This is a genomic window from Kitasatospora sp. NPDC001175 (assembly GCF_053598215.1).
This window is the reverse complement of the sequence record NZ_JBSFJU010000031.1, coordinates 1-20,066: the sequence shown is the minus strand read 5'-3', so window position 1 is coordinate 20,066 and position 20,066 is coordinate 1. Positions and strand designations below refer to the sequence as shown.

The window sequence follows — 20,066 nt, the reverse complement described above, 5'->3', positions numbered from 1 at the left end:
TTCGCCGGGTCGTTCGGGCCGCGGTCGCGAGGGGGCGTCCGCCCCAGCGGATGCTCTTCTCGCTGCGGATGCGGGCGCGTTCCTTGCGTTCGGCGGCCAGGACGTCGCGGTGGCGGGCGTCGGCGTCGCGCCAGCGCAGGTAGGCGTGCAGGGCCCGGGTCTGAGTCGTGTGGTTGGGGTGGCGGTTCCCGCCAGCCGACGCCAGCAGCATCATCGCCCGCCGGTAGCGCACCGTGTTCGTGCTGCCCCGACGCACGGTCCGCTGTAACTGCGGCCCTCCTGATCGGTCAGCCCCCGGACCCTGACCGGCTCCGCCACCACGCCTCCCCACACCGAATCGGATGTCGGTCCACATGCAACCGGTTCAGGCGCCGTCGCCGCCAACTCGGTGAACCTATGCGGTCACAGCACTAGCGCGGACCACCGTCCGAGGCAGTGGCCGACAGCCGCTCCCGGCCGTCCGGGTAGGCCAGGTCGACCCGGACCGCGTCGCTCAGCGGGAAGCCGACCGGTACCAGCAGCGCGGCCCGGGCCAACTCCTCCGGGAGCTCGGCGAGATGGACCGGCCGGCTGGGGACGCCGAAGCGGGTGTAGCGGTCGTCGAACTCCTCGTCCCAGGTGAACAGGTAGGGCGCGTGGCCCAGTCGGACGACGCAGTGGGTGACGGGGCAGTCCTCGAAGTCGGCGTGGCAGACGGTGTCGAACCACTCGGGGTGGCGGGCCCGCGCGGCGGCCGTGGCCCGGTCGAGGGCCGGTGCGTGGCGGCGGGCCGCCGTGGGGACGGGACCGAAGGCGGAGTAGAACAGGCCCACCCGGCCCGCCGGGTCGACGGCCCACCAGTGGAACTGCAGCCCCCAGCGCGGGTGCCCGAACGGGTTCGCCGCCGTCATGCGGTCACCACATCGAACCGGGTGGCCGCCCCGTCGCTGGTGAGGCGTTCCAACTCGCCCGTCCTCCTCGTCATCGTCGGTGCCCGTGCGCACGGCTTCCCCGCCGGGCGCGGATGAGTACGGCCGGGCTCAGGCCAGGCGGACCTGGTCGCGCCGGGGCCGAGCGGCGGTGGCGGTGCCGACGAGTTCGGAGAGGTCGCGGAGCATGGGCTCCGACTCCCGGGCGGCCAGCAGCGCTTCGGGTTCGAGGTCGGCGATCACCAGCTCGGGGAGGTCCTGGCCGGCCTCGGCGAGCAGGCGGCCGGTCGGGCCCCAGACGGCGCTGCCGCCGCAGGTGTTCCAGCCGCCGGTCACGCCGATGTGGTTGGCCAGCACGGCGTAGCAGGTGTTGTCCATGGCGCGGGCCGGGAACCAGGTGCGCGACTCGTGGTGGCCGCTCCCGACGCCGAACAGCGCACCGACGAGGTACGCGTGGCAGCCGTCGAGGGCCGCGGCCCGGGCGTGCTCGGGGAAGCCCGAGTCGTAGCAGATCCCGAGACCGAGTCGCCAGCCGTCCAGTTCGAGGGTGCAACCGGTCGACCCGGTGCGGTAGAAGCTGCGCTCCGACTTGAACAGCACCTGCTTGTCGTACCGGGCGGCGAAGGCCCCGTCCCGCCCGAACACCAGCGCCGAGACGTACAGCTCGTCCTGCTCCAGCACCGCCGCGCCCACGACCGCCGCGGTTCCGGCTTCCCGGCAGGCCGCCGCGATCGGAGCGAGGCGCGAGTCCTCGGGCTGCACCGCGTAGCGCAGCGGGTCGGACTTGATGAGGTCCGGTTCGTAGCCGTTGAGGAACTTCTCCGGGAAGACGACCAGCGCGGCGCCGTCGGCTCCCGCCTGCCGGATCATGCCGGCCACCGTGGCCACGTTGGCGTCGATGTCACCGGCGACCGCCCGGGCCTGTGCGGCCGCTATCCGGATCGGGCGGACGGGGTTCGGGTGCAGAGGGTTCGAGGCCCCACTGGAAGTCATGCTCCGCCACCATACCGGACGTTCACGGCGCAGCTCGCGGCCGAAGGCATCCGGCGACCCCGCTCCGCACGGGGTGACCGGCTCGTGCTTCGGCCCCGGCGGGACACGGCTCCCGCCGGGAGGTGCGGCACGCGATTCGACCGGCGGCCCGCGCGGAACACCGCGCTCGCCGGGTTCACGGCACTACCGGCCCGAGGCGTCCGAACCGGGACTGACCGCGCGACCCACGTAGCTGTCCGAGAAGTTCGTCGCGTACGCCGCCGAATCCCGCAGCTGGGCCAGGCGGGAGAGCTGGAGGCGGTGCAGGAAGGCGGAGTCGTCCTGGTCGGCCGCCGGGCTGTGCAGCAGGTGGAGCATCCAGTGGGAGAACTCCTGGGCCTGCCAGATCCGCGGCAGGCAGGCGGCGGAGTAGCCGTCGAGCGCCCGGGCGCCTGCGCCGCGGTAGTGGGCGAGCAGCCTGGTCGCCAGCTCCTCGGCGTCGGCGATGGCCAGGTTCATGCCCTTGCCGCCGGCCGGGGTGATGATGTGGGCCGCGTCGCCGACCAGGAAGAGCCGGCCGTACTGCATCGGCTCGACCACGAAGCTGCGCATGTCCAGGACGTTCTTCTCGGTGATCGGCCCGGGCTTCAACTCGGCCGCTGTCATGCCCAGTCGGCGGTGCAGCGAGGACCAGATCCGCTCGTCCGGCCAGTTCTCCGGCTGGTCGCCGACCGGGCACTGGAGGTAGAAGCGGGTGATGGACGGCGTGCGCAGCATGTGTCCGGCGAAGCCGTCCTCGTGCAGGGCGTAGATGATCTCCTCGCCGGCCGGCGGGGTCTCGGCCAGTACGGCGAGCCAGCCGAACTCGTGCTGCCTGCCGTAGGCGCGGAGCCGGCCCGCAGGCACTGCCGGACGCGAGGCGCCGTAGAAGCCGTCGCAGCCCGCGATGAAGTCGCACTCGATCTCCACCGACTCCGCGTCGCCGTCCGGCTCGCAGCGCAGCACCGGCCGGTCGCCGTCCAGGCCGTCCAGGGCGACGGCCGAGTGGGAGAAGAGCAGTTGCCCGCCGCCGGACAGGTAGGCCGCGATGAGGTCGCGGACCAGGAACTGCTGCGGGTAGACGTAGTGCGCCCGGTCTCCGGCGAGTTCCTGGTAGCGGACGGAGAACCGCTCGCCCTGGTGGCGGAACTCACAGCTGCCGTGCCGGCCGCCCTCGGCGAGCAGCCGGTCGGCGAGCCCGTGGGCGTCGAGGATCTCCACCGTGCGGTGCTCGAGCACGCCGGCCCGGGCGCGCGCCTCCACGTACGGGCGGGACTGCCGCTCGACCACGACGCTGTCGATGCCGGCCTGCTGCAGCACGTTCGCCAGGACGAGGCCGGCCGGTCCGGCGCCGACGACTGCCACCCGGGTCCGAAGACGCATTGTTCCCCCTGTTCAGGCCGTGCTCGGCAGGACTGGTCCGTCCCGCTCAAGGCCGCTCGGTTGTCGTGTCGGCAATACTGGCGGACCTCGGTGTGCGCTGTCTCCAGGACGGCCGGTGCGGAAGCCGTCGAATGTCGAACGCCGGTCCCGCTCAGCAATTATGAGGTCAGGTCAAATAGCCTTCGCCACCGCGTGTTTCGAGGGGTCGCGGCGGCGCTGGCCTCTGCTGCCGTCCGGAGTGTCCGTCAAGATGACCGTGGTGCAAGGGATCGTGCCCCATCAGCCGACTGGACCGGCTGTCCGCACCTCCACTCGGACCTGGCGCGGGCCGGGCGAATCGCCCCCCGTAGAGTGGGCGGGACCACTCCATTGAAGCCTGAGCCCAAAGGAGTTCGCGGTGAAGCTCGCCTCGGCGGTTGACCTCCGATCGGCCGGCCTGTCCATCGAAATCGTCTGCCCGGCCACGGCCGTGCACCCCCTCGCGATGTCCGCCCACCTCTTCGAGTTGGCGTTCGGCGGCCAGGGGGCCGTCGCGCGGCGCTCCGTCGAGCAGGCGAGTGGGGCCGAGGCGGCGGCAGCGGCCGCTCCGCGCCGGTCGGTCCAAGACCGACCGGCAATTGGGCTCGCGGCGCAACGTGTGGTGGCGGCGGATTTCGCGCGAGCGGACGACCCGTCAGCCCGGTGCCGTTCGGCTTCGGGTAGTTCGGGTCAGTTTTCACCAACTCGGCGCTGAAATGCAATGGTTGACGCCCTGTTGAGCGCTGTGGTTGAATCGCCGCGGTTTTTCTCCGTATGCGTTATTGAGTGCGGTGCAGGTCACTTCATCGCAGGGTTTCCTGTTGTTCGGCAGTTCGGGGAGAAGAGTTATCTGCCGCGTTCACAGGGTGATTCAGTCGACAGGGGGATGCGAATGTCCGGCATCGATCGCGCATCGGCGGAGCTGGACCTGCTCGGTCTGCACGAATCGCTGGCGTCGCCGGTCATCGAGTCGATGAACTTCCTCAATGAGGTCTCGCAGCGCTTTCCGGACGCCGTCTCACTCGCCGCGGGCCGCCCCTACGAGGGGCTGTTCGACACCGAGGCGGTCCACCGGTACCTGCGCCGGTACACCGACCACCTGATGGAGCGGTTCGACGGCGACGTCGTGCAGGTGCGCCGCACCATGCTGCAGTACGGCCGGACGAAGGGGATCATCCACGACCTGATCGCGAGGAACCTCGCGGTGGACGAGAACGTGGTGGTCGACCCGGAGTCGATCGTGGTCACGGTCGGCTGCCAGGAGGCCCTCTTCCTCACGCTGCGGGCCCTGCGCCGGAGCGAGCACGACGTGCTGCTGACCGTACTGCCCTGCTACGTGGGGGTCGCGGGCGCCGCCGAGCTGGTGGACATGCCGCTGCTGCCGGTGAAGGGCTCTTCGGAGGGCATCGACCTGGAGGACCTGGCGGCGGTGGTGGCACGGGCCAAGGAGTCCGGTCTGCGGCCCCGCGCGTGCTACGTGGTCGCCGACTTCGCGAACCCGTCCGGCATCAGCCTCAGCCGCGAGACCCGGGAGCGCCTGCTACGACTGGCCCAGGAGCACGACTTCCTGGTCCTGGAGGACAACCCGTACGGGATCTTCTCGTCCCCGGACACCGAGCAGCCGCCGACGCTTCTGGCGCTCGACCGCGACCGCCGGGTGGTCTACCTGGGTTCGTTCGCCAAGACCGGCCTGCCCGGCGCCCGGGTCGGCTACGTCGTCGCCGACCAGCGGGTGAGCACCGGGGACGGCGCGACGGAGCCGCTCGCCGACCAGCTCGCGAAGATCAAGAGCATGCTGACGGTGAACACCTCGCCGATCGCGCAGGCCGTGATCGGCGGGAAGCTCCTGGAGCACGACTGCAGCCTGCGGGCGGCGAACACCGAGGAGAACAAGGTCTACCAGCGGAACCTGCGCCATGTGCTGGACGGGCTGGCCGAGCGCTTCCCGCCGGGAAGGTGCCCGGGGGTGTCCTGGAACGCGCCCAGCGGAGGCTTCTTCGTCGTCCTGGACGTACCGTTCCCGGTCGACGACGAGCTGCTGGAGCACTCCGCGCGCCGGCACCGGGTGTTGTGGACGCCCATGCACCACTTCTACGGCGACGGCGTGCCGCGCCACCAGATCCGGCTGTCCTTCAGCTACCTGACGCCGGATGAGATCACCGTCGGTCTCGACCGGCTGGCGGACTTCATCTTCGAGCAGTACGAGGCGATATCGTGACGAGGGGACAATTGTGAGCGTGTTCGACGGACTCGGCGTGGACCATGTCGGGCTCGCGGTCGCCGATCTGACCCGGTCGGTCGAACTCTTCGCGGAGCGCTACGGGTTCGGCGTCTACGCCCGGTCCGCCGGGCCGTCCGCCGAGGGGGTGCGCGCGGTCGCGGTGGGCCGGCACGGCATCCGGCTGGTGCTGACCGAGGGCGGGACGGCCGACCACCCCGCGGCCGCCTACACGGAGCGGCACGGTGACGGGGTGTGCGACATCGCGTTGAGCACCCCGGACGCGGCGGCCGCGTTCACCGAGGCCGTCCGGCGCGGGGCCCGGCCGGTGAGCGGGCCGGTGGAGCGGGACGGTGTGGTCACCGCCGCCATCGCCGCGTTCGGCGACGTGGTGCACACGTTCGTCCAGCGTCCGCAGGCCGTGGACGCAACCGTGCTACCAGGGCTGGACGCCGTTCCCGGGGCGGCCGGGGAGCCGGTGCCCGCCGGCGCGCCGGAGACCGGCCTGAGCACCATCGACCACTTCGCGGTCTGCCTGGAGGCCGGCCAGCTGATACCCACGGTGGAGTTCTACCGGACGGTCCTCGACTTCGAGATGGTCTTCACCGAGCGCATCGTCGTCGGCGGACAGGCCATGGACTCGATGGTCGTGCAGAGCCGCTCCGGAGAGGTGACACTCACCCTGATCGAGCCCGACCCGTCCAGGGAGCCGGGCCAGATCGACCAGTTCATCAAGAGCCACGGTGGCGCGGGAATCCAGCACATCGCGTTCGCCACCGACGACATCGTGCGGGAGGTGGGCCGGCTCGGCGCGAGCGGCATCGGCTTCCTGAACACACCCGGGGCCTACTACGACCTGGTGCCTGAGCGGCTGGAGCTGCTGCGGCACTCCGTCGACGAGCTGCGGGCGCTCGGCATCCTGGTCGACCAGGACCAGGACGGCCAGCTGCTGCAGATCTTCACCAGGTCCGTGCACCCGCGCGGCACCCTGTTCTTCGAGGTGATCGAGCGCCTGGGCGCGCGCACCTTCGGCAGCGGCAACATCAAGGCGCTGTACACCGCGGTGGAGCTGGAGCAGACCAGGAACGGGGCGGCCCGATGAGCGCCGCCGGGCCGGAGTCCGGGGCGTGCCCGCCGGTGTGCGCGGCCGACGTGGAACGGCTGGCCGCCGCCAGGGTGCCCGCCGAGGTCTGGGACTTCGTCGCGGGCGGCAGCGGCGACGAGTCGGTCCAGGCCGCCAACCGGGCGGCACTCGACCGCGTCCGGCTGCTGCCGCGGATCCTGTCCGGAACGGGCGAGGCGGACCTCTCCGGCCCCCTGCTGGGCAGCACCGCGGCGATGCCGGCCGTGGTCGCGCCGATGGCCTACCAGCGGCTGCTGCACCCGGACGGCGAACTCGCCGCCGCCCGAGCCGCCGCCAAGGCCCAAGTCCCTTACACGATCTGCACGTTGAGCAGCTTCCCGCTGGAGGACATCGCCGCCATCGGCGGGACCACCTGGTTCCAGCTGTACTGGTCGCGCGACCGCGGCCAGGTGCTCGACCTGGTCCGCAGGGCGGAGGGCGCCGGCTGCGAGGCCCTGGTGGTCACCGTCGACGTCCCGGTGATGGGCCGCCGGCTGCGGGACATGCGCAACGGGTTCGCGCTGCCCCGGTCGGTGACCGCGGCGAACTTCGGCGCCGAACCGCTGACGGCCACGCACACCCGGCAGGCCGGGGCCTCGGCCGTGGCCACCCACACCGGGTTGGCCTTCGACCCCGCGCTCGGCTGGGGGGACCTGGCCTGGCTGCGGGAGAACACCACGCTGCCGCTGGTCCTCAAGGGCGTGCTGGATCCGCGGGACGCCGCCCGGGCGGCGGAGCTGGGCGCCGCCGCGGTGGTCGTCTCCAACCACGGCGGACGCCAGTTCGCGGGCGCGGTGGCCAGCATCACCGCGCTGCCGTCGGTGGTCGACGCGGTGGCCGGGCGCTGCGAGGTGCTGCTGGACAGCGGGATCCGCTCCGGGACGGACGTACTGCGCGCCCTGGCCTGCGGTGCGGACGGCGTGATGTACGGGCGGCCGGTGCTGTGGGGCCTGGCGGCGGACGGCGAGGCCGGGGCCGGGCTCGTCCTCGACCTGCTGCGCACTGAACTGCAAGAAGCCCTCCTGCTGTCCGGCTGCCCCGACCTCGCCGCCGCCCGCGGCCTCACCACCGTGCTCGGTTAGGCCCGGTGCGGCCGATCCTGCCGGGTGCGCGGGATCGGCCGCACCGGGTCCGCGCCGTCCCTCAGACGGTGGCGAGCAGCGGGAAGAGCGGTACGCTCGCCGCCGCCTTCAGGTACTCGGCGCCGGCGGTGCCGCCGGTGCCGGGGACCTTGCCGATGATCTTCAGGGTCACGCCCCAGTGGGTGCGCTTCATCGCCCGCCAGGCGCCGTCGAGGCGGACCATGGCCTCCTGGAGCAGGCGGGTCTCCTCCGTCCGCCAGCCGCCGGAGTACTGCAGGAACTCCTCCTGCAGCGTGGCGACCACCGTGAACCGCGGCCCCTTCTCGGCGGAGTACGGCCCGTCCTCGCGTTTGGCGCTGACCAGCTCGATCATCTGGTAGGGCCGCGACTGGATCGCGCTGGCGCCGTGGGTGTGGTCCCGAATCACCGCGAACGCCTCGGGCGGCATCGTGGTCAGGATCCGGTACAGCGGCGCCGTGGCGCCGGCCAGCCGGTCGGCCGCAGCGGACAGCCCGGCGGCCGCCTCCGCCGGCCGCCCCAGGCGGACCGCCTCGACCGCGTCCGTCAGCGCGCTCGCCAGTCGGGCGAACAGGCGCTCGAACAGCTGGATGCAGCGGATGAACATCTGCTCGTCGTGCATGGTGGTGACCGGGAGCAGCCCGATGCCCACCGCCCGCGCCAGCGGCTCCGGCACCCGGTCCCGGACCGCCGCCGCGGCGGCGGCCCCGGCCCGCAGCAGCACCTCGTCCCCGCCCCTGGCCGCGAGCACCTCCCGGACGGCCGCCAGCGGCGCGGTGTCCACCCCGGTGGCCGGCGCGTACTCGGTGAGCCTGGCCAGCGCCTGCAGCACCGAGACGGTTCTGGTCCGCTGACGGGCGTTCGGCTCGAACCCCAGGGCCTCCAGCTCGATCTGCGCGAGGTCCGCGAGCAGGGCGGCCATCAGCAGGTCCTCGGAGCGCTCGGGGTCGCCCGCCTCCCAGTGCGCCACCTGCAGCAACTCGTGGCCGGCATAGGTGTCGTAGGCCATCGGCCGGTCGGTGAGGGTCAGCGGCAGCCAGCTGTCGAACAGCCAGGCGTCGGGGGAGGACCACGGGCGGCCCCGGCCGGAGCAGCCGATCCGGACCGAGAGGCCGCGCAGCAGGGCGACCAGCTCCGGGGACACCCGCGCCTTGCCCACCTGGCGGTAGTAGTCGACGACCGCGCGGTAGGGGAAGCTGCCGAAGGACCCGGACCCGACCATCCGGTGGGACCAGTCGCAGACCGCCTCGTGGGCCCGGCGCAGTGCCCGCATTCCGTCCGACGGCGTCCCCACCGCGAGTGCGGCCCCGCCGACGCCGATCGGCCGGTCCTCGCCGGAGCCCTGCGGCCCGCCGGGACGCCCTGCCAAGCCCAACTCAGTCATGTGCACGCTCTCGCCGCTCCTTTGCAGACCCTAGGCGCGTTCCGCGTCCATGGCCTCGATCAGGCTCTTGGGACGCATGTCGGTCCAGTTCGCCTCGATGTAGTCGAGGCAGGACCGGCGGGTGTCCTCGCCGTGGACCTTCTCCCAGCCGGCGGGTATCTCCGTGAACGCGGGCCAGAGCGAGTGCTGGCCCTCGTGGTTGACCAGCACCAGGTAGGTCCCGTTCTCGTCCTCGAAGGGGTTGGTCGCCATCAGTTCTCTCCTCTTGGGTCACCCGGATGTCGGCGACATCCGGTCGTTCAGCACACCGGCGATCACGTCCAGCGCGGCCGGTGCGGTCATCTCCTGGTGGGTGCAGTCCAGGTCGAACTCGTGGATCCGGCCCGTCGCATGGGCGGCCCAGGCCTTGGCCGAAGGTGGCTGCTCGCCGCCGTGCCGCCCGGCGCGGAAGGCCAGCAGGTCGCCCCGGAAGCTGCCGGGCGTGAAGTCGCGGGCGATCAGGGTGTTGTTGGCGGCGACCCGCTTCAGCGCCTCGACGCCCTGTACGCCCAGGCCCGCCAGCGGTCCCTCCTGCCGTCCGAGCAGCTCGGCCACCGCGGCCGCGGTCAGCGGTACCGGCGGCTGAGACGGCCCGCCGCCGGGACCGGCCGCCAGAGCGGCCAGGATCTCCTGTTCGAGCTCGGCGCCGGAGGGGACGGCGCCGTCCGCCGCCGGGTAGGAGTCGAGCAGCGCCAGCAGTTCCACCTCGGCGCCCTCGGCCTGCAGCAGCGTCGCGATCTCGTGCGCCACCAGACCGCCGAAGGACCAGCCGATCAGGCGGTAGGGGCCGCGCGGATGCGCCGCGCGGATCCGCGCGGCGTAGTCCTCTGCCATCTCCCGTACGCTGCGCGGGAGTTGTCCGTCCCCGGTGAGGCCGGCCGCCTGCAGGGCGTAGACCGGCGAGTCGGCGCCGAGCCGGGTGATGAAGCCCGTGTAGCACCAGCCGAGCCCGACCACGGGATGGATGAGGAAGTACGGCGTGCCCCGGCGGCCGGCGCGGAGCCGCAGCAGGGTCTCGAAGGGGTCGTCGTCCCGGTGCAGCCGCCGGGCCAGGGCCGCCACGGTCGGCGCCTCGAAGAGGCCGCGGATCGAGATGGCGGTGCCCAGCTCCGCACGGACCCGGGTCACCAGCCGGGTCGCCAGCACGGAGTGGCCGCCGAGTTCGAAGAAGTCCTCGTCGACACCGACGTGTTCCAACCCCAGCACCTCCGCGAACAGGGCGCACAGCACCTCCTCCCGTGTGGTGCGCGGGCCGCGCCCGGTCACCCGGGCGACGGGGTCGGGCGCGGGCAGCGCCCCGCGGTCCAGCTTCCCGTTGGGCGTCACCGGCAGGGCCCGGAGCGGTACCACCGCCGAGGGCACCATGTACTCGGGCAGTCGCCGGCGCAGGTGCGCGCCCAGCTCCGCCTGGTCGAGACCCGACGGGGCCGGCACGGCGTAGCCGACCAGCCGCCGGTCCCCGGGCCGGTCCTCGCGGACCACCGCCACCGCCTGCACCACCCCCGGGTACGAGGTCAGCGCGGCCTCCACCTCGCCGAGTTCCAGCCGGAAGCCGCGGATCTTGACCTGGTGGTCGGTCCGGCCGAGGTACTCCAGCCGGCCGTCCCCGCCCCAGCGGGCCAGGTCGCCGGTGCGGTACATCCGCGACCCGGGCGGGCCGTACGGATCGGCCGTGAACCGCCCGGCGGTCAGCGCGGGCCGGTCCAGGTACCCCCGGGCCAGCCCCTCGCCCGCCAGGTACAGCTCGCCGGCCGCCCCGGGCGGCGCGAGGCGCAGCCGCTCGTCCAGGACGTACGCCCGGGTGTTCAGGACCGGCCGGCCGATGGCGGGCGCACCGACCCGGGACGGATCGAGCTCCGCAGCGGTCGACCACACGGTCGTCTCGGTGGGCCCGTAGAGGTTGGTGACCTCCTCGGCGACCTCCCGCATCCGCTCGGCCAGGGCGGCGGGCAGCGCCTCGCCGCCGACCAGCATCCGCAAGTCCCGGGCGTCCTCCCGGTGCTCGGAGAGCAGGGCCTGCCACAGCGTCGGGGTGGCCTGCATCAGCGTCGCCCGGCTGCGGCGGAGCAGGGCGGCCAGCAGTGCCGGGTCACGGACCTCGTCGCGGTCGGCGACCACCACGCCCGCGCCGGCCAGCAGCGGCAGGTACAGCTCCAGGACATGGATGTCGAAGGCCACCGTGGTCACCGCGAGCAGCCGGTCCGCCGGGCTCATCGGGACCAGCTCCGCCATCGCCGCAAGGAAGTTGGCGAGGGCGCGGTGCGGCACCACCACGCCCTTGGGGGTGCCGGTGGACCCGGAGGTGTAGATCACGTAAGCCGGGTGCTCCGGCCGCAGCGCGGCCCTGCGGTCCCCATCGCTCAGGTCCTCGGCGGCGTACTCCGCCAGGGCCGCCCGGAAGTCGGCGCCGTCCAGGCACCAGCGGTTGTCCCCGGCCGGGACCCGGGAGAGGCCGTCCAGCGTGGTCAGCACCACCGCCGGGCGCGCGCCGGCCATGATCATCTCGATCCGCTCGCGCGGATGGCCGAGGTCGAGCGGGAGATAGGCGGCACCGGACTTGAGCACGGCCAGCAGCGCCACCAGCAGCTCCGGGGAGCGCGGCAGGGCCAGCGCGACCACCGACTCCGGGCCCGCCCCCTGGACGACCAGGAACCGGGCCAGCCGGTTGGCCTCGGCGTTCAGCTCGGCATAGCCGACGGCAGCGTCGTCCCGCCACAGTGCCGGGGCCTTCGGGGTGCGGCGCACCTGGGCCTCGAACAGCTCCGGGAGGCACTGCTTCGCCGGCGCTGCCGCGGTGCCGTTCCAGTCGACCAGCAGCCGCCGCCGCTGCGCCTCGTCGAGGACGTCCACGCTCGCGGTGGGTGCGTCCGGATCGGCGAGCAGCGCCTCCAGCGCCACGCGCAGGCAGTCGGCCCAGCCGAGCACCGTGGCGCGGCTGAACAGGTCGGCGCGGTAGTCCAGCCGCAGCCGCAGCGCGGCCCCGGGCAGGACGGTCAGCGTCAGCGGGTAGTGGGCGGCGGCCTTGCCCTCGGCGCCGGCCAGCGTCAGGCCCTGGAAGGAGGGTCCGCCCCGCTCGGCCGGGGCCGGGAAGTTCTCGAACACGTACAGCGAGTCGAACAACTCCGCGCGGATCCCGGAGAGCTGCTGCAGTTCGCCGAGGCCGAGGTACTCGTGGTCCGCCAGGGCCGAGCGTTCGTCCTGCAGCCGGGTCAGCAGGCCCCGCAGGGACTCGGCCGGGTCGATCCGCAGCCGGACCGGGACGGTGTTGGCGAACAGGCCGATCATCGACTCGACCCCGGGGAGGGAGGCCGGGCGGCCGGAGACCGTGGCGCCGAACACCACGTCGGCGCGGCCGGTCAGCCGGGAGAGGACCAGCGCCCAGGCCCCCTGGACCGCCGTGTTGAGGGTCAGTCCGTACCGGCGGGCGGCGGCGGTGAGCCCCGAGGTCAGCTCCGCGCCCAGCTCGACCACGGCCTCCTCGGGCACCACCGTCTCGCGGCCGGCGCCGGCCGGGCCGAGCAGCGTCGCCTCCTCCAGGCCGGCGAGGTGCCCGCGCCATGCGGCCAGGGCCCGCTCCCGGTCCTGCCCGCCGAGCCAGCGCAGGTAGTCGCGGTAGGGCCGGACCGCCGGGAGCGCGTGGTCGCCGCCGTCGCTGTACATGGTGAACAGCTCGCGCAGCATCAGCGGCAGCGACCAGCCGTCCAGCAGGATGTGATGGCTGGTCAGCACCAGTCGATGCGCCTGTGCGCCGAGCCGGATCAGCTGGCACCGGACCAGCGGCGCCTTCCTGAGGTCGAAGCGCTGGGCCCGGTCCGCCGCGAGGATCGAAGCGAGCTCCTCCTCCTGCCGGTCGGGCGGCAGCGCGGAGAGGTCGACCTCGACCCAGGGCATCGCCACCTCGCCCGGCACCACCTGCACCGTCTCTCCGTTGCGGCGCTGGCGGAACGCGGCCCGCAGGTTGGCGTGCCGGCGCAGCAGGCCGTCGGCCGCCCGGTGCATCGCCTCGGCGTCCAGGCCGCCGCGCAGGTCGAAGGCGAACTGCAGATGGTAGACGTCACAGGCGTCCTCGTCGTAGAGGGAGTGGAAGAGGAAGCCCTCCTGCAGCGCCGTCAGCGGCAGTACGTCCTCGATCCGCGCACGCTTCACAGCAGGTCCCCGTCCTCGCTCATGAACTCGCTCTCGAACTCGTCGATCTCGTCCTGGTCCAGCTGCACCAGGTCGAAGTCGGACGTGGTGGCGCCGCCGGCGTCGGCGCGCTCGACGTGGCGGGCCATCGCCTCCAGCACCCGCACCCAGGTGTCGGCCAGCAATTCGGCGTCCCGCTCGGGCAGTACGTCCTTGGGCCAGGTCCACACGGCGCGCAGTTCGACGCCGTCCGCCCCGGGCCGGGCCATCGCGTTGACCGCCAGCACGTGCCGCAGCGGCGCCGCCGGGCCCGGCGGCGGGCCGGCCGCGTCGCCTTGGGCGCTCTCCGGGGCCAGGCCCCAGTCGGCGTCCGGACCCGCGGTGTCGAAGCGGCCGAGGTAGTTGAAGCCGATCTGCGGCTCGGGGGAGGACGCCAACGAGGGTGCGGTGGCGGTGTTCAGGTACCGCAGCATCCCGTAGCCGAGGCCGTGGTCCGGCACGGCGCGCAGCTGCTCCTTGATCCCCTTGAGGACGGTGCCGACCACCGGCCCGGCCGACCACAGCTCGTCCCAGTCCACCTGGCCCGGGTCGAGCCGTACCGGGTGGACCGTGGTGAACCAGCCCATGGTGCGGGACAGGTCCAGACCGGGCACCAGGTCCTCCTGCCGACCGTGCCCCTCGACCTCCACCAGCACCGGCGCGTCTTGCGGGCGCTCCCGGGCGGCCGACGCCGCCAGCGCCAGCGCGGTCAGCAGTACGTCGTCGACGCCGGCGTTGAACGCCGCCGGGACCCGGGTGAGCACGGCCTCGGTGACGGCGGCGGACAGCGCCACCGAGAGCGAGCGCGCCGTCTCGGTGGTGTCCCGGGCCGGGTCGAGGCGACGGGTGCCGAGCAGTGGCTCGTCACCGGCGCCCGGAGCGGCCCAGAACCCGAGCTCGTCCGTCCTGGACGCCAGCCCGGCCTGCTCGGCCAGGGTCTTGGCCCAGCGCCGGAACGAGGTGCTCACCGGCTCCAGCTTCGGGGTGCGGCCGGCCGAGACCGCGCTCCAGGCCGCCGCCAGGTCGGGCAGCAGGATCCGCCAGGAGACCCCGTCCACCGCCAGGTGGTGGACGGCGAGCAGCAGCCGGCCGGGGCGTGCGCCGCCCGCGTCGAACCAGACCGCCTGGAGCACCGCGCCGTCCGCGGGGGACAGCCGGTCGCCCGCCCCGGCGGCCTCGGCGGCCATCACCGCGCGGGCCGCCGCGTCGTCCAGCCCGGCCACGTCCACCCGCCGTAGGCAGGACGCCGCGGCGACCGCGCCGACGGGACGGGTCCGCAGGCGCCAGGAGGAGTCCTGGACCTCCAGCCGCAACACGTCGTGCTGGTCCAGCACCGCCTGCAGCACCGCGGCCAGCGAGTCCTCGGTCAGCTCGGCGGGGACCCGCAGCAGCACCGACTGGTACAGGCCGTCCAGCGTGCCGCCGCGCGCCCGCAGATCGTGCATCACCGGGGTGAGCGGGATCTCCCCGACACCGTCGTCGGCGGTGGCCTGCAAGGTCACCGTCCCTGCGGCGAGGGCCAGTTGGGCCACCGTGCGGGCCTGGAAGACGTCCTTCGGGGTCAGTGCCAGACCGGCCGCCCTGGCCTTGCCGACCAGCTGGATCGAGCCGATGCTGTCCCCGCCGAGTTCGAAGAAGTTGTCGTGCACGCCGACCAGGTCGAGGCCGAGCACCTCGGCGACCAGGGCGCACAGCAACTCCTCCCGCGCGTTCCGGGGCGTCCCGGACCCGGCCGCCGGTGCGGCGGGAGCGGGCAGGGCGGCCCGGTCCAGCTTCCCGTTGGGAGTCAGCGGCAGCTGAGGCAGCGGCACCACCGCGGCCGGGACCATGTAGTCCGGCAGCACCGAGCCGACGTACTCGCGCAGCTCGGCGGGGTCGACGCCCACCACCGGATCGGCCGCCACCACGTAGGCCACCAGGCGCTGGTCACCCGGCCGGTCCTCGCGGACCACCACCGTGTTCCGGGCGAGGGCCGGGTGCCGGCTCAGCACCGCCTCGACCTCACCCGGTTCGACCCGGAAGCCGCGGATCTTCACCTGATCGTCGGCCCGGCCGGCGAAGACCAGCTCGCCCGCGCCGTTCCAGCGGACCAGGTCGCCGGTGCGGTACATCCGCGAGCCCGGCTCGCCGAACGGGTCGGCCACGAAGCGCTCGCCGGTGAGCCCCGGCCGGCCGAGGTAGCCCCGGCCCAGGCCTGCGCCGGCGATGTACAGCTCGCCCACGACCCCCACCGGTACCGGGGACAGGGTGCCGTCCAGCACGTACACCCGGGTGTTGGCCATCGGCCGGCCGATCGGCAGCCGGTCACCGGGTCCGGCCGGGGCGGTGACCCGGTGCTGGGTGGCGCAGAGGGTGATCTCGGTGGGCCCGTACAGGTGCCGGACCACCAGGTGCGGTGCGGCGCGCAGCACGCTCTCCACCGCGGCAGGCGAGACCACGTCGCCACCGGTGAGGATCTCCCTGACCCCGCCGAGCGCGTCCGCCAGGTCGTCCGCGACGGCCCGGAACAGCCCGGCGGTGAAGTGCACCCCCGTGATGCCGTACTCGGTGATCAGCCGCTTGAGCTCGGCGACATCGAGGTCGCCGGGCGGCGCCAGCACGACCTGGCCGCCGGTCAGCAGCGGGATCCACAGCTCGTAGTTGGCGATGTCGAAGGCGTACGGCGCGTGCATCAGCACCCGGTCCTGGTGGCCGGACTCCCAGCACGGGTCGAGCACCAGTTCCAGCAGCCCGCGGTGGGTGATGGTGATGCCCTTGGGCTCGCCGGTGGAGCCCGAGGTGTGCATCACGTACACTGCCTGCTCGGCGTGCACCGGCACGTCGGGGCCGGACCCTTCGCCGGCCGCCGGCAGGTCGTCCGCGCCGACCAGCACGGTACGGGCCGCCTCGGGCACGCCGCGCTCGTGCCAGGCCCGGTCGGTGAGCAGGACCTCGGCCCCGGACCGGCGCAGCACCTCCCGCATCCGCTCGGCGGGGTAGCCCTCGTGCAGCGGCGCGTAGGCGGCACCCGCCTTGAGGACGCCGAGCAGGGCGACCACCAGCTCGGGCGAGCGCTCCATCAGTACCGCGACCCGGTCCTCGGGCCGGACGCCCAGCTCCACCAGGTGCCGGGCCAGCCGGCCGGCCCGGCGGTCCAGTTCGTCGAAGGTCAGCTCCCGCTCCCCGCACCGGACGGCGACCGCGTCCGGCTGCCGGCGCGCCTGCTCGGCGAAGAGCTGGTGCACGGTGGAGCCGGACCCGGGAAGCGCCACCGAGGTGTCGTTCCACTCCCGCAGCACCCGGTGCCGTTCGGCGTCGCCGAGGACGTCGATCCGGCTGATCGGACGGTCCGGATCGGTCAGCGCCTCGCGCAGCAGCCGGGTCAGCCGGGCGACGAGCAGCTTCGCGCTCGCGTGGTCGAACAGGTCGGTGCGGTACTCCAGCATGCCCTCGATGCCGGAGCCGCTCCCGGTCTCCCGCAGGCTCAGCGACAGGTCGAACTTGGCCACGCCCACTTCGACCGGCGCCGGCCCGATCTCCAGGCCGGGCAGCCGCAGCGACACCTCGGGGGTGTTCTGGAAGGCCAGCAGGACCTGGAACAGCGGCTGCCTGGAGAGCGAGCGCACCGGGTTGAGCACCTCCACCAGGCGCTCGAACGGCAGGTCCTGGTGGGCATAGGCGGCGAGGTCGGCGGCCCGCACCCGGGCCAGCAGCTCCCGGAAGCCGGGGTCGCCGGAGGTGTCGGTACGCAGCACCACCGTGTTGGTGAAGCACCCGATGAGGTCGTCGAGCGCCTCGTCGGTGCGTCCGGCGATCGGGCTGCCGACCGGGATGTCCTCGCCGGCGCCGAGCCTGGTGAGCAGCGCGGCCAGTGCCGCCTGCACCACCATGAACACGCTGGCCGAGGTCTGGCGGGCCAGCGCCGTGGCGGCCCGGTGCAGAGCGGCGTCCCAGGACACCGCGACCCGCCCGCCCCGGTGGCCGGCCACGGCCGGCCGTGGCCGGTCCACCGGAAGCGCGAGCTCCTCGGGCAGGCCGGCCAAGGTGTCGCGCCAGAAGGCGAGTTGGCGGTGGGCCAGGCTCTCGGGGTCGTCCTCGTCCCCGAGCAGCTCGCGCTGCCACAGGGCGTAGTCCGCGTACTGCACGGGCAGTGGCTCCCAGCCGGGGGCGGCCCCCTCCAGCCGTGCCGCGTACGCGGTGCCCAGGTCGCGGGCGAGCGGCGCCAGCGACCAGCCGTCCGCGGCGCTGTGGTGCAGGGAGAGCAGCAGCACGTGCTCGGTCGCACCGTAGCTGAACAGCGAGGCGCGCACGGGCAGTTCGGTGGCCAGGTCGAAGCCGGCCCGCGCCGCGGCGGTGACCAGATCGGGCAGGTCCGCCCCTTCGGCGTCCACGAAGGCCAGCGGGAACGCGGCCTCGCCGGGCGGCAGCACCCGCTGCTCCGCGCGCCCCTCGGTCTCCACCAGGAGCGTGCGCAGCGACTCGTGCCGGGTCAGCAGGTCGTCCAGCGCCGCCTGCAGTGCGGTGCGGTCCACGGTGCCGGTCAGGGCCAGCGGGAGGGGCATGTTGTAGACGGCGTCCGCCTCGTGCAGCCGGCCGAGGAACCAGAGCCGGTGCTGGGCGAAGGACAGCGGCAGCACGTCCGGCCGGGGCCTGCGCTCCAGTGCGGGCCGGGACGGTCCGGTGCCGCCGCCGTGGGTCGCGACCGCCGCCACCGTCGGGGCCTCGAACAGCGCGGCGAGCGGCAGTTCGATGCCCAGGGTGGTGCGGATCCGGCTGACCAGGCGGGTGGCGAGCAGGGAGTGTCCGCCGAGGTCGAAGAAGCTGTCGTCGACGCCCACCTGCTCCACACCGAGCACCTCGGCGAAGAGCGCGCACAGCACCTCTTCGCGCGCGGTGCGCGGTCCGCGGCCCGAGCTGATCGAGTCGAACCGGGGCGCGGGCAGGACGGCACGGTCCACCTTGCCGGTGCGCGACAGCGGGATCGCCTCCAGCAGCACGACCGCCGCGGGCACCATGTACTCGGGCAGGGCGGCCGCGAGGTGGGCGCGCAGTTCGGCGGGGTCGGCGGTGGCGGTGTCCTCGGGGACGGCGTAGCCGACGAGGCGCTTGTCGCCGGGACGGTCCTCGCGGACCACCACGGTGGCGCGGGCGACGGCGGGGTGGCGGGTGAGGGCCGCCTCGATCTCGCCGAGTTCGATGCGGTAGCCGCGCACCTTGACCTGGTCGTCGGCGCGGCCGGCGAAGACCAGCTCGCCGTCGCGGTTCCAGCGGGCCAGGTCGCCGGTGCGGTACATCCGGGAGCCCGGCTCGCCGAACGGGTCGGCCAGGAAGCGCTCGGCGGTGAGGCCCGACCGGCCGAGGTAGCCCCGCGCCAGACCGTCGCCGGCCAGGTACAGCTCACCCGGGACCCCGGCCGGGACCGGCTGCAGCCCGGGGCCGAGCACGTACGCGCGGGTGCCCGTGATCGGGCGGCCGATCGGCGCGTTGACCGCGCCGGTCAGCGGCCGGCTCAGGGTCGCGCACACCGTGGACTCGGTGGGGCCGTACGCGTTCAGCATCGTCCGGCCGGCCGACCAGCGGGCGGTGACCTCCGGCGGGCAGGCCTCGCCGCCCGTGATCAGGCCGCGCAGCGTCGGCACCTGGGCCGGGTCGAGGGTGGCGACGAAGGCGGGCGGGAGCATCGCGTGCGTCACTCCGGCCTCGGCGATCAGCGCCACGACCCCGTCGCCGATGGCCTGTTCACGGCGCGGGACCACCAGGGTGGCGCCGGCCAGCAGCGTCATCACGAGTTCGCAGGCCGAGGCGTCGAAGCTGAGCGAGGCGAACTGCAGGACCCGGGAGTCGCCGTCCACCCCGAGCGCCTCCTGGTGGGAGAGCGCCAGCGCCGCCAGGCCGCGGTGGCTGACCAGGACGCCCTTGGGCTGCCCGGTGGAGCCAGAGGTATAGACCACGTAGGCTGGGTGGCCGATGCGCAGCGGCGCCTTGCGTTCGGCGTCGGACAGGTCCGCCGGGGAGTACCCGGCCAGTTCCTCGGCCGTGCTCTGGTCGTCCAGCCGCCAGCGGGTCACCGTGTCGGGCATCCGCCCGGCCGCGTCACCCGCGGTGAGCACGCCGAGCGGTGCGGCGTCGGCGCACATGAAGCCGGCCCGCTGGGCCGGGTAGTCCGGGTCGATGGACAGATAGGCCGCACCGGCCTTCAGCACGGCCAGCACCGCGGTGATCAACTCCGCCGAGCGCGGCAGGGCCAGGGCCACCACCGACTCCGGACCGGCCCCCCGGGCGACCAGGAACCGGGCCAGCCGGTTCGCCCTGGCGTTCAGCTCGGCGTAGCTCAGGGCGAGGTCGCCGTCGAGTACGGCGGTGGCCTCGGGGGTGCGGGCGCTCTGGGCCTCGAACAGGGCGGGGAGGCAGGCGGGCCGGGCGGTGGCCGCACTGCTCCCGTCGAGCAGGATCTGCTGCCGCTCGTGGTGGTCGAGCAGGTCGATGCGGCTGATCCGGCGGTCGGGGTCGGCGACCAGTGCGCGCAGTACCCGCTCCAGCCGGGTGGCCAGGGTTTCGGCGGTCTCCCGGTCGAAGAGGTCGCCGTTGAACTCCAGGAGTCCGGTGATCCCCTGGCCGTCCGGCCGCTCCCGCAGACTCCACAGCAGGTCGAACTTGGCGATGTCGAGGTCGACGGGCTGGAGTTGGAAGGTGAGGTCGGGGAGGTCGAGGGTGACGTGGGGGGTGTTCTGGAAGGCGA

At 73.6% G+C, this 20,066-nt stretch carries 10 protein-coding genes and 1 pseudogene; 3 read left to right on the top strand and 8 right to left on the bottom strand.

What is annotated here, in order from left to right; all coding sequences use genetic code 11:
* Positions 1-16: 16 nt before the first annotated feature.
* From ACWDAK_RS22225 to ACWDAK_RS22210, 4 genes and pseudogenes are all read right to left on the bottom strand, one after another.
* Positions 17-187: pseudogene (locus tag ACWDAK_RS22225) on the bottom strand (IS630 family transposase); the annotation flags it as partial.
* A gap of 223 nt (positions 188-410) precedes the next feature.
* Positions 411-890 carry a hypothetical protein gene (locus ACWDAK_RS22220; RefSeq protein WP_427394846.1) on the bottom strand — a complete coding sequence of 160 codons (480 nt, stop codon included), beginning with the start codon at positions 888-890 and terminating at the stop codon, positions 411-413.
* 129 nt (positions 891-1,019) lie between these two features.
* Positions 1,020-1,901: a carbon-nitrogen hydrolase family protein gene (locus tag ACWDAK_RS22215; RefSeq protein WP_427394845.1), complete on the bottom strand. Its 882-nt coding sequence runs from the start codon at positions 1,899-1,901 to the stop codon at positions 1,020-1,022.
* Positions 1,902-2,084: 183 nt separating this feature from the next.
* Positions 2,085-3,302 (bottom strand): 4-hydroxybenzoate 3-monooxygenase, encoded by a 1,218-nt coding sequence (locus ACWDAK_RS22210; protein WP_427394844.1) that lies wholly within the window; start codon positions 3,300-3,302, stop codon positions 2,085-2,087.
* Positions 3,303-4,212: 910 nt separating this feature from the next.
* Here ACWDAK_RS22210 and ACWDAK_RS22205 point away from each other — a divergent pair.
* Genes ACWDAK_RS22205 through ACWDAK_RS22195 form a run of 3 tightly spaced genes read left to right on the top strand, consistent with a single transcriptional unit; the run spans position 4,213 to position 7,743 of the window.
* On the top strand, positions 4,213-5,538 hold the full coding sequence (locus ACWDAK_RS22205) for an aminotransferase-like domain-containing protein (protein ID WP_344639878.1): 1,326 nt from the start codon (positions 4,213-4,215) through the stop codon (positions 5,536-5,538).
* Positions 5,539-5,557: 19 nt separating this feature from the next.
* Complete coding sequence (gene hppD, locus ACWDAK_RS22200) at positions 5,558-6,640, top strand: 4-hydroxyphenylpyruvate dioxygenase (protein WP_427394843.1); 1,083 nt, start codon at positions 5,558-5,560, stop codon at positions 6,638-6,640.
* On the top strand, positions 6,637-7,743 hold the full coding sequence (locus ACWDAK_RS22195; protein WP_427394842.1) for an alpha-hydroxy acid oxidase: 1,107 nt from the start codon (positions 6,637-6,639) through the stop codon (positions 7,741-7,743). The genes hppD and ACWDAK_RS22195 overlap by 4 nt, the downstream gene beginning before the upstream one ends.
* Before the next feature lie 61 nt (positions 7,744-7,804).
* Here ACWDAK_RS22195 and ACWDAK_RS22190 read toward each other — a convergent pair whose 3' ends face one another.
* From ACWDAK_RS22190 to ACWDAK_RS22175, 4 genes are all read right to left on the bottom strand, one after another.
* Entirely contained in the window at positions 7,805-9,151 is a 1,347-nt protein-coding gene (locus ACWDAK_RS22190; RefSeq protein ID WP_427394841.1) for a tryptophan 2,3-dioxygenase, read from the bottom strand.
* A gap of 24 nt (positions 9,152-9,175) precedes the next feature.
* Entirely contained in the window at positions 9,176-9,397 is a 222-nt protein-coding gene (locus ACWDAK_RS22185) for an MbtH family protein (protein WP_344639874.1), read from the bottom strand.
* A gap of 18 nt (positions 9,398-9,415) precedes the next feature.
* Positions 9,416-13,330, bottom strand: coding sequence for an amino acid adenylation domain-containing protein (locus ACWDAK_RS22180; protein WP_427394840.1), 3,915 nt, complete (start codon positions 13,328-13,330; stop codon positions 9,416-9,418).
* On the bottom strand, positions 13,327-20,066 hold a 6,740-nt coding region (locus ACWDAK_RS22175; protein ID WP_427394839.1), incomplete at its 5' end, for an amino acid adenylation domain-containing protein. The genes ACWDAK_RS22175 and ACWDAK_RS22180, both read right to left, overlap by 4 nt.

What these genes read in the sequence shown, in the direction of transcription:
- ACWDAK_RS22220 (WP_427394846.1), bottom strand. Translation starts at nt 890, where the DNA reads ATGACGGCGGCGAACCCGTTCGGGCACCCGCGCTGGGGGCTGCAGTTC.
- ACWDAK_RS22215 (WP_427394845.1), bottom strand. Translation starts at nt 1,901, where the DNA reads ATGACTTCCAGTGGGGCCTCGAACCCTCTGCACCCGAACCCCGTCCGC.
- ACWDAK_RS22210 (WP_427394844.1), bottom strand. Translation starts at nt 3,302, where the DNA reads ATGCGTCTTCGGACCCGGGTGGCAGTCGTCGGCGCCGGACCGGCCGGC.
- ACWDAK_RS22205 (WP_344639878.1), top strand. Translation starts at nt 4,213, where the DNA reads ATGTCCGGCATCGATCGCGCATCGGCGGAGCTGGACCTGCTCGGTCTG.
- ACWDAK_RS22195 (WP_427394842.1), top strand. Translation starts at nt 6,637, where the DNA reads ATGAGCGCCGCCGGGCCGGAGTCCGGGGCGTGCCCGCCGGTGTGCGCG.
- ACWDAK_RS22185 (WP_344639874.1), bottom strand. Translation starts at nt 9,397, where the DNA reads ATGGCGACCAACCCCTTCGAGGACGAGAACGGGACCTACCTGGTGCTG.